Source organism: uncultured Cetobacterium sp. (assembly GCF_947038635.1).
In the GTDB taxonomy this organism is placed as follows: Bacteria; Fusobacteriota; Fusobacteriia; order Fusobacteriales; family Fusobacteriaceae; genus Cetobacterium_A.
Genome location: NZ_CAMQXC010000084.1, coordinates 1 through 9,749, shown reverse-complemented (window position 1 = coordinate 9,749; position 9,749 = coordinate 1). Strand labels below are relative to the sequence as shown.

Here is a 9,749-nt window from a genome sequence, read left to right as displayed (position 1 = left end):
TATTGGTATAGCTACTGCAATAACTATAGTAGCAGATATACTTTTTAAAAACAAATATAATATACCTGAAGCTAAAATCAAACCGATAAATCCAGTTTCTTTAACATTATTTATTGAGTTATTAATTGTAACTGTAGAATCAAAATCATAATCAATATTGGAATTTAAAGGTAGAGAGTTTTTAACCCCTTTTAAAACTTTATTAACAGAATCTACAATCTCAATAGCGTTTCCATCATCAGTTTTAGCAACTACTACAACTAAACCATCAGAACCATTTTTTCTAAATAAGCTTGAAGGGTCTTTGGTATCAATTTTTACATCTGCAACATCTTTTAATCTTAGAAGTTGACCATTATTATTTTTTAAAATGATATTTTCAATCTCTTGTGGAGTTTTTAATTCACCTTGAACTTTTATATAGAACTCTTTTTCTCCCTCTTTAACTTGTCCACCAGGAATAGTTGTACTTGCTTTAGAAATTAGATTAGAAACTTCTAGAATTCCAAGATTATAATTTTCAAGTTTTTCAGGATCAATTTCTACTAAAATCTCCTGCTCTTTACCACCAAAAATTATAATTTGTGAAACACCTTCTATTCTCTCTAAAAGGGGCTTTAAACTATTTTCAGCATAGGTTCTAACCTCCATAGGATCTCCTCCTGACATAGTCAAAACAGCAGCGGGAATAGATCCCATAGATTGTTCTCTAATAGAGGGTTCTTCAATATCTTCAGGCAATTTATTTTTTATTTGATTAATTTCATTTTGTATTAAAGTTATTTTTGTTTCAATATCGGTTCCATATTTAAATTTAACATTTATTTTTGATGTCTCTGAACTTGATGTTGATGAATACTCTGTAATACCATCAACATTTGGAAGGATATCTTCAACTTTTTTGGTAATCATTTTATCCACATCTTCAGGAGTAGCTCCTTTCCATTCAATAGTAATTCTAATGGTTGGATTAGATGTGTTTGGCATTAGCTCTATTGGCATTTTTGATAATCCTAACAATCCAAAAAATATCATAGATATGATAATCATTGTTGCTGTTGCAGGTTTTTTTATAGAAAATTCAGAAAGTAATCTCATGATTAAATCTCCCTCACTTTATCATTATTATTAAGAAGGTACTGTCCTTGAACAACAATCTTATCTCCCTCTTTAAAATTATCAAAAGATATCTCTTGAAGATTTCCTTGAGAAACTCCACGATTAACTTTATAAATAATAGCTTGATTTTCGCGAATAATAGCTACATATGAGTAGAGGTCTTTAATCATAATAGCTTCTTGCGGAACAAAAAGTCCATTAACTTCCATTTGTTCCATTTCTACTTTACCATACATTCCTTTTAAAATAGACTTGTCATCATTTGGAATTTGTATTTTGATGTTATATTTTTTTGTATTAGTATCTGCAGCTAGATTTATTTCACTGACTTTTCCAATAACAGTTTTATTTAAGTCTGAAATATAGACTTTGGCTTCTTTGTCAGGAGTTATATTTTTAATATCTTCTCCATTTATAGCAATTTTTATCTCCATTATATTATTTTCGACAATCGTTAAAAGTTTAGAGTTAGAGGGTATTTTTTCATTATTTTTAACTTCCAAATCTGTTATAATTCCAGATATTTCAGATTTAACAAAAAGTCTTTTATAATTATCATTAGCTCTTATAAAATTAGCTTCTGCTATTTTTAATTCACCTAAGCTTTGATTCATATTATTTTTAGATTGTAGATATAGTTCTTCTGAAATAAGTTTCTTTTCAAATAAATTTTTATATTTTTCAAAGGAAATCTTAGATGTACTATAATTTGATCTAGATTTAATTAGGTTACCTTCTGCTTCAAAATAACTTGCTTCAGTAGCAGCATCTACTAAAGTTAAAATAGTTGTTTCTGAATCAATTATATCTCCATTTTTATATTTAATATCTTTAGCGTAGCCTCCCGTAGGAGTTATAATGGCGATTTCTTTTAAGGGATTTATGTCTCCATTATAAATTTTAGTATTTTTTATAGTTTGTATTTTTAATTCTTGAGCCTTAACATCTTTGATAATTTCAGGCTTCATCTCTTGAGTTGTTTGTTTGTCTTTACATCCAATTAAAATTAAAGTAAAAAAAAGTGTAAGTAATATTTTATTCATTAAATCCTCCTATGTTATTTTAAAAGTGATAAATATTGTTGATAGTATAAGAAGTAATCAAGTTGAGAGTTTATATGAGTAATCTGAGCTTCTCTAAGTTGTGATTCACTTTTTAAAAAATCAACAGAATCAATAATTCTATTGGAAAACTTCTCTTTATCAATATTAAATGTTTCAAGAGCTGTTAAAAGAGCTTTTTCATTTGTGACAATAATATCTTTAGATGTTATTAAATCCAAATAAGCAGTTTTAATCTCTCTTTTTAATGTTTCCAATGAATCAATTTTTAAAATTCTTTGTTTTTCAATCTCTAAAGTTGATTCTTTATAACTGTCAATCCCACTTCCAAAGTTAAAAATATCCCATTTGAAAGTAACTCCAACTCTCCACTCCCAATCGTTATTGGATTTTGAAAAACTTGACTCCTCTAAAGACTCATAGCCATACTCTAAATCTACTTTAGGTAGGAAAACACTTCGATTACTTTTAGCATTGTATTCACTGATTAAAATATTTTTATCTAATTTTTTAGAGAGTGTACTATTTGCCAAAGCTTTTTCAGTATCTTTTTTTAAATCAATATTCGGTGTTATGAGATTTGAAAAATCCATTTCTTTTAAAGTTATACTTTCATCACTATCCAAACCTAAAAGATTTTTTAAAATAAGTTCTTGAGTAGTAATGTTATTTTTTGTTTTTAGAATTAATGTTTCAGTTTGATATAATGATGTTTCAATTTTTAAAACTTCACTTTTATCGATAAGACTAAGCTTATAAAATTCTTGTTGTTTTTTTAACTCTTCTTTTTTCTCTTTTTGAGAAGCTTCATATATATTCAAACTTTTTTTTAACTGAAGACAATTAATATAAGTTTGAATAACTTCTAACTCTAAATCAATATTTTGAGCAATATAATCACTCTCTTCAAACTCTCTAAGAGCCTCACTACTTTTAATATTATAGTAAAGTTCACCCCCTGTAAAAATAGACTGTGATAGATATACACCATTTTGAAAAGAACTATTTAAGTTTTTTGATTCATCATGATCAGCATATGTAGTTTGTGCTCTAAGAGAGGGAAGAGCATTTTTAATTTTTACATTTTCATTTAACCTTTTTTGTTTTACATTAATGCTTTTTTCTTTGAGTTGTCGGTTATTTTTTTCAGCCAATTTAATAGATTTGTCTAATGTTAGCTCCATAGAAAAAGTAACTATATTCAAAGTTAAAAATAGTAGAATGTATTTTTTCATAGTTTCTCCTTATTAAAAATTAATTTCACAATATGAGATTATAAACTATAAAGTAAGTTGAGAGTCAAGAAATTTAGATAATCAAAATAATAAAAAAGTAAAAAATTTTATTAAAATAAAAATGTAACTTTATTTGACAAAATGAATTTTAATAGGGTATATAGATTTATTAAGAATTTAAGTAAAATTCTAAAAAGGAAATACCGTCCGCCTATCTGAAAACAGATGACCGGGGTAGACTAAAAACGGAGGTATAACGTTATGGCTATCAAGTATGTTCCAGAACCATTTAGAATTAAAATGGTTGAAACAATTAAAATGACTACACCAGAAGAAAGAGCAGAAAAAATTAAAGAAGCTAATTATAATCTTTTTAATTTAAGAGGAGAGGATGTTTACATTGATTTATTAACAGATTCAGGAACTAATGCAATGAGTCAAGATCAATGGGCTGGAGTAATGAGAGGTGATGAAGCTTATGCAGGAGCTTCTAGTTATTTTAAATTAGTAAATACTGCTAAAGAAATTTTTGGATATGAATTTATTCAACCAGTACATCAAGGAAGAGCAGCAGAAAAAGTATTATTTCCAACTTTTTTAAAGCCAGGACAATATGCAATTTCAAATATGTTTTTTGATACAACAAGAGCACATGTTATTCTAGCAGGAGCAAGACCTTTGGATTGTGTAGTCCCAGAGGCAAAAGATCCAGGTAAAAGATCTAAATTTAAAGGAAATATGGATGTTGAAAAAATGGAAAAATTAATCCAAGAGTATGGTCCAGAAAAAATAGGATTAGTAGTATTGACTATTACAAATAACTCTGCTGGTGGACAACCTGTTTCAATGAAAAATGCTAGAGAAGTTGCAGTTGTCTGTAAAAAATATAATATACCATTAAATATAGATGCGGCACGTTATGCAGAAAATGCATATTTTATAAAAAGAGATGAACCTGAATGTGTGAATATGTCGATAAAAGATATAATAAAAGAGATGTTTTCTTATGCAGATTTCTTCACCATGTCAGCGAAAAAAGATACAATAGTTAATATGGGAGGATTAATAGGAGTAAAGAATGCTATAGAAAATTCAGATATGATTTTAAAAATAAAAGCAAATTGTATAAGTTTTGAAGGATTTACAACTTATGGAGGACTTTCAGGAAGAGATTTAGAAGCACTGGCTATAGGATTATTAGAAGGAATCGATGAAAACTTTTTAAGATATAGAATTGGACAGATGGAATATTTAGCTTCTCGTCTTGATGATGCGGGAATTATATATCAATCTCCAGTTGGTGGACATGGTGTATTTGTAGATGCTTCAAAAATTTTTCCAAACATACCATTTAATGAGTTTCCAGGGCAAGTCTTAGCTATAGAGCTTTATAAAGAGGCTGGAATTAGAAGTTGTGATATAGGTTCTTATATGTTAGGAAATGATCCTGATACAAATGAACAGTTAGAAGCAGATTTTGAATTTACAAGACTTGCTATTCCTAGAAGAGTTTACACACAAGCTCATTTAGATGTAATAGCAGATGCTTTAATAGCGATAAAAGAGAGAGCTCATGAAATCACAAGAGGATATAGAATAACTTGGGAACCACCGATATTAAGACACTTCCAAGCTTCCCTAGAGATTATAGAAGATTAAAACATAGTCTAGGGAGGGTTAATGGAAGATATAAAGAATAGTGTAGAAACGGTTTTGATAGATAATAATAGAGATGGTTTTAAATCAAAATTTGGATTTATTTTAGCTTGTATTGGTTCAGCAGTTGGAATGGGAAATATTTGGATGTTTCCATATAGAGTTGGGCAATTTGGAGGAGCAGCATTTCTTATTCCGTATTTTACATTTGTTCTTTTAATAGGATTTACAGGAGTAATAGGTGAAATGACATTGGGACGTTCTATGGGAACTGGCCCACTTGGAGCATTTGAAAAAGCTTTCAAACAAAGAGGACTAAAAGGAGGAACAATAATAGGATTAATACCTGTTATAGGATCTTTAGCTATAGCCATAGGATATGCTATAGTTGTTGGTTGGATATTAAGGTATTGTGTTGCCTCTCTTTCAGGAATAATAATTGAAATACAGCCAGGACCTTACTTTGGAGCTTTAGCTTCAGATTTTGGAAGTATACCTTGGCATATAGCAGGTTTATTATTAACTTTTTCATTAATGGCTTGGGAATAGCAGGAGGAATAGAAAAAGTAAATAAGATATTGATGCCAGCATTTTTTGGATTATTTTTATTTTTAGCTATTAGAATATATATGTTACCGGGGGCGGAACAAGGTTATAGCTATTTATTTAATCCAGATTGGTCAGCTCTTAGAGACGTGAGAACTTGGGTTTTTGCTTTAGGACAGGCATTTTTTTCATTATCTTTAGCTGGGTCAGGAACTGTTGTGTATGGAAGTTATTTGAGTAAAGATGAAGATATAGTTAACTCTGCTTTAAATGTTTCTTTCTTTGATACATGTGCGGCAATGTTAGCAGCACTTGTAGTTATCCCAGCTGTATTTGCTTATGGGCTTGAACCAGGAGCAGGTCCAGGTCTTATGTTTGTCACTCTTCCTACAGTATTTCAAAATATGCCTGGTGGACAAATAATTTCAATAGTATTTTTTATAGCGGTATTATTTGCAGGTGTGACTTCACTTATGAATTTATTTGAAACTCCTGTTGAAGCTTTACAAAGTCGTTTAGGGCTATCAAGATTAAAAGCTATTGGAATAGTTGCTGTAGTATCATTTATAGTTGGAGTCTTTCTTGAAGGAGATGGATTATCTCCATGGATGGATTTTGTTTCTATATATATAATTCCATTAGGTGCTTTATTAGCTGGACTTGTAATTTATTGGGTTTGTAAATCTGGATTTGCAAGAGAACAGGTTCAAATTGGAAGAGAGAAAATTGTAGGCGTTTGGTTTGAACCAGTAACAAAATATTTATTTTGTGGAATTGCAATAATAGTCTATATTATGGGAATTCTTTATGGAGGAATAGGATAAACTAATATTTAAATATAATTAAAAAGTTGTAGAGGTGAAAATTTCTGCAACTTTTTTTATTAAGATGGTATAATATAAGAAAATAAAATGGAGGAAAATTGTGGAGAATAAAATTTTAAATGATAAAGTAAAAGAAAAAAGATTTGAATTGATATTAAGAATATTTGATAAAATTGATTTTCAAAGAATTGAAATTCCTGAAGAATATAGCGAAGATACTTTTTTTGATTTTTTAAAATGGAAAATAGGGACAAGCATATCTTTTAGATATGATAAACAATTAAATTTTATATATAGTCAAAAAAAAGAGGATTTACAAGAAAGGTTATTAAAAAATTTAGAGTATGACTTTAGACAGGAACAGTTTGAGATTTTATCAAATATTTATTTTGAATTTGGAAAAAAATAAAAGAAATAATGTATTAGCAAAGTAAATATCATAAAGGTTGAATTTAGACAATTAAAGTTCATAAAGGAGATAAAAATGTTAGTTAAAGCAGTTTTTGATATTAATCAAGAAGAGCGTTGGTCTGTTCTTATAGGAAATTTAAAAAATGTAGTTAAGGGAATAAGAGAACTTGGTTTGGAATATTGTTTAGAAGTAGTTGTTATGGGTACAGCTATTAATGGTATAAAAAAGTTATCAGATATATTAAAAAAAGAGGAATTGGAAGAGTTAGTTGAAGAAAATGTAGTATTTTCAGTTTGTAATAATACAATGAAAAAATATAATATAAAAAAGGAAGATCTTTATGATTTCATAAAAATTGTTCCTGCAGGTGTAATAGAGTTAATTTTGAAGCAGCAAGATGGATATAGTTATATAAAACCTTAAAACTAAAAAACAACCAATTTTAAGATTGGTTGTTTTTTACTTAAATATGATTAATGTTATCTAAAATATAGTTAGGTTTATATGCAGTAATCTCTTTTCCAGTAGCTTCACCACTTAAAACTAAAATTGTATCACAATTATTTATATTTCCACAGGCTATATCTGTATACAATCGATCCCCAACAATAACAATATCCTTCTTGTCTAATTCTAACTTTTCAAGGGCATACTCTAACATTATAAAATTAGGTTTTCCAAAATAGATTGGTTGCTTTCCCGTACAAATTTCAATCATATTGCAGATTGCTTTGCAATCAGGAAGATAAACTTTATTTTCAATCGGATAAACTAAATCTTCATTAGCAGCAAAGTATTTAATATCTTTTTTTAATAATTGACAAGCAGTTTCAAGTTTTTTAAAATCTAATTCTGTATCTAAAGCGACAATTAATATGTCGATATCATGATTATTAAAATCAGATATTTCATTTATAACTTCGATTCCTTTATCTCTGTATAAATCTTTATATTCTTCAGTTCCAATGATATAAATTTTTTTATTACTATAATTTTTTTCAATATATGATAATAAGACTACTCCCGCAGTTATTATTTCATCCAATTCAGATTTAATTCCAAACTCTTTAAATTTTTCAACATATTTTTTAGGATTTTTTGATGAATTATTTGTAAAAAAACTTATTTTTTTTCCATTCTTCCTTAACTCTTCTATTTTTTCTTTTGCACCTGGAATAAGAGTATTTCCAAGTAAGATTGTACCATCAATATCAAAAAGATATCCTTTATACTGTTTCATTAAATTTGTATCTCCTCTATTCTTTTCAAATCATTTAAAAGTATTTTTTTATCTGTTATTGGGGAATATTCTAAAACTAATTTACTATTTGGAGTTTTTAAAAATATCTTTTTTAAAATTTCATCACCATCAAATGCACCGTGAAAAATGGACTGATGAAGATCTTTTTCTCCATCATTACTATGAATATGATATGCTACAATATTATCTTTTAAAGTTTCTAAAATTTCATTCAAATTCCATTTGTTAGCTAATAGATGACCAATATCAATTAAAACTTTAAGATTTTTTTGTAGAACTAATTTTTCAAATTCTCTTTGAGAATAAATCATATTTTTTCCAACACCAACATTTTCAACTAGTATTTGAACTCCAATTTCTTTTCCTAAAAGCAAAAGTTCATCTAATTTTTTTTCAATTTCTTTTTTAGAACTATCTTTTCTTTTAGCTTCATTTGTATGAAGAATAAGAAATTCACCATTATTTTTTTTACAACAAATTAAAGCTTCAACAAAATTTAATTTAAGTTCCTCCCATAAAATATCGCTACAATCAATATTAAAGAATCTATAGGGACCATGAAAAGATACATTTTCTAATTTTAAATTTTTTATTAAAAAATTAAATTTCTCTGTATGATTAAAATCTCTAGGTTCTAAAAAAAATTCTAAATTTTTTAAACCATGCATTTCAATAAAGTTAAGTGTTTCTTCTTTTGTGTTATTATAAAATATAAGATCACTTACAAATATATTATTTTTCATATTTCTCCTTATTTAACTAAGCTTGTTATTTTTTCTTCAACTTCTTTTAAAGCTTGTTCTGCTTTTTTTTCACCACTTAAAATAACATCTCTAACATCGATCAATAGTTGTTCTGCTTGAAGTGCATTAGCTCCTGAGAAACTAGCCCATTTACCCATATCTGTAAGTTGCTCACTGGCTACATTCATAAGCTGATTTTCATTTAAGAATCTTGCAATACCACTATTTTCATTTTGTATAGCAGATGGTAAATAACCAGTTCCTTTAGTCCATTTTTCAGAAGCTTCTTCTTCTAATAAATATTTCATAAATCTCCAAGAAGCTTTTTGTTCTTCTGGACTATCTGTCATAATCATTAACATATTTCCACCAGCTGGCAATTTTCTTTCTTTTCCATTAAACACAGGGAATTTTTCGCCGATTATTTTAAATTTAGCTATTGATTCAAAATTATCTCTTTTTCCAATTGTAGTTATAACCATTCCAAGTTTGCCATTTAAAAATGTTTGAAATCCTTCATCATTGGAAGCATGTAAAGCTATATTATCTTGAACCATATCAGCTAAGTATTGATATGCTTCAGAGGATTCTTTAGAAGCAAATGTTGGAATAGTTTTTCCATCTTTTTCTATCAAAATTTTACCTCCATTTCCTTCAATTAAAGCTTGTTGAGCCCAATTGTCAGCATACTCTTGAACAAATAATCCCATATTTCCTGTTTTTTCTTTTATTATTTCTGAATATTTACGAACAGTTTCCCAGTCTTTAGGAGTATTTGTTATATCTATTCCAGCTTCAGTCATAAGATTTGAATTAATATACATAATAGGATTGCTTATAGAGTATGGAATTCCAACTTGTTTTCCATTAACTTGCCCAAGTTCTAATATAT

The 9,749-nt window shown here is 27.9% G+C and carries 9 protein-coding genes and 1 pseudogene; 4 read left to right on the top strand and 6 right to left on the bottom strand.

The genetic code is table 11. The annotated features are described in order from the left end of the window. The 3 genes from Q0V08_RS08450 to Q0V08_RS08440 all read right to left on the bottom strand — a co-directional run. Nucleotides 1–1,098: efflux RND transporter permease subunit (locus tag Q0V08_RS08450; RefSeq protein ID WP_297433878.1), on the bottom strand; the 1,098-nt coding region annotated here is incomplete at its 3' end. A 2-nt stretch (nt 1,099–1,100) separates the two neighbouring features. Further along, nucleotides 1,101–2,162 carry an efflux RND transporter periplasmic adaptor subunit gene (locus Q0V08_RS08445; RefSeq protein ID WP_297433876.1) on the bottom strand — a complete coding sequence of 354 codons (1,062 nt, stop codon included), beginning with the start codon at nt 2,160–2,162 and terminating at the stop codon, nt 1,101–1,103. Between the two features lie 14 nt (nt 2,163–2,176). Continuing rightward, a complete protein-coding gene (locus tag Q0V08_RS08440; RefSeq protein WP_297433874.1) occupies nt 2,177–3,415 on the bottom strand; it encodes a TolC family protein in 1,239 nt (412 codons plus the stop codon). Nucleotides 3,416–3,676: 261 nt separating this feature from the next. Between Q0V08_RS08440 and Q0V08_RS08435 the strand changes: the two genes are divergently transcribed. From Q0V08_RS08435 to Q0V08_RS08420, 4 genes and pseudogenes are all read left to right on the top strand, one after another. Then, nucleotides 3,677–5,074 (top strand): tryptophanase, encoded by a 1,398-nt coding sequence (locus tag Q0V08_RS08435; protein ID WP_297433873.1) that lies wholly within the window; start codon nt 3,677–3,679, stop codon nt 5,072–5,074. Nucleotides 5,075–5,095: 21 nt separating this feature from the next. Then, a pseudogene (locus tag Q0V08_RS08430) lies at nt 5,096–6,441 on the top strand (sodium-dependent transporter). A gap of 100 nt (nt 6,442–6,541) precedes the next feature. Beyond that, the gene (locus tag Q0V08_RS08425; protein ID WP_297433871.1) at nt 6,542–6,850 is read left to right on the top strand and encodes a hypothetical protein; all 309 of its coding nucleotides are present in this window, start codon (nt 6,542–6,544) and stop codon (nt 6,848–6,850) included. 75 nt (nt 6,851–6,925) lie between these two features. Then, the gene (locus tag Q0V08_RS08420; protein ID WP_297433869.1) at nt 6,926–7,276 is read left to right on the top strand and encodes a DsrE family protein; all 351 of its coding nucleotides are present in this window, start codon (nt 6,926–6,928) and stop codon (nt 7,274–7,276) included. 40 nt (nt 7,277–7,316) lie between these two features. On the opposite strand, the gene Q0V08_RS08415 is transcribed toward Q0V08_RS08420, so the two are convergent. The 3 genes from Q0V08_RS08415 to Q0V08_RS08405 all read right to left on the bottom strand — a co-directional run. Then, nucleotides 7,317–8,093, bottom strand: a complete 777-nt coding sequence (locus Q0V08_RS08415) for an HAD-IIA family hydrolase (protein ID WP_297433867.1) — start codon at nt 8,091–8,093, stop codon at nt 7,317–7,319. Continuing rightward, nucleotides 8,093–8,857, bottom strand: coding sequence for a TIM barrel protein (locus Q0V08_RS08410; protein ID WP_297433865.1), 765 nt, complete (start codon nt 8,855–8,857; stop codon nt 8,093–8,095). Before Q0V08_RS08410 ends, Q0V08_RS08415 begins: the two co-directional genes overlap by 1 nt. An 8-nt stretch (nt 8,858–8,865) precedes the next feature. Continuing rightward, nucleotides 8,866–9,749 (bottom strand): extracellular solute-binding protein (locus Q0V08_RS08405; protein ID WP_297433863.1); only part of this gene is annotated, 884 nt, incomplete at its 5' end.

What these genes read in the sequence shown, in the direction of transcription:
- Q0V08_RS08445 (WP_297433876.1), bottom strand. Translation starts at nt 2,162, where the DNA reads ATGAATAAAATATTACTTACACTTTTTTTTACTTTAATTTTAATTGGA.
- Q0V08_RS08440 (WP_297433874.1), bottom strand. Translation starts at nt 3,415, where the DNA reads ATGAAAAAATACATTCTACTATTTTTAACTTTGAATATAGTTACTTTT.
- Q0V08_RS08435 (WP_297433873.1), top strand. Translation starts at nt 3,677, where the DNA reads ATGGCTATCAAGTATGTTCCAGAACCATTTAGAATTAAAATGGTTGAA.
- Q0V08_RS08420 (WP_297433869.1), top strand. Translation starts at nt 6,926, where the DNA reads ATGTTAGTTAAAGCAGTTTTTGATATTAATCAAGAAGAGCGTTGGTCT.
- Q0V08_RS08415 (WP_297433867.1), bottom strand. Translation starts at nt 8,093, where the DNA reads ATGAAACAGTATAAAGGATATCTTTTTGATATTGATGGTACAATCTTA.
- Q0V08_RS08410 (WP_297433865.1), bottom strand. Translation starts at nt 8,857, where the DNA reads ATGAAAAATAATATATTTGTAAGTGATCTTATATTTTATAATAACACA.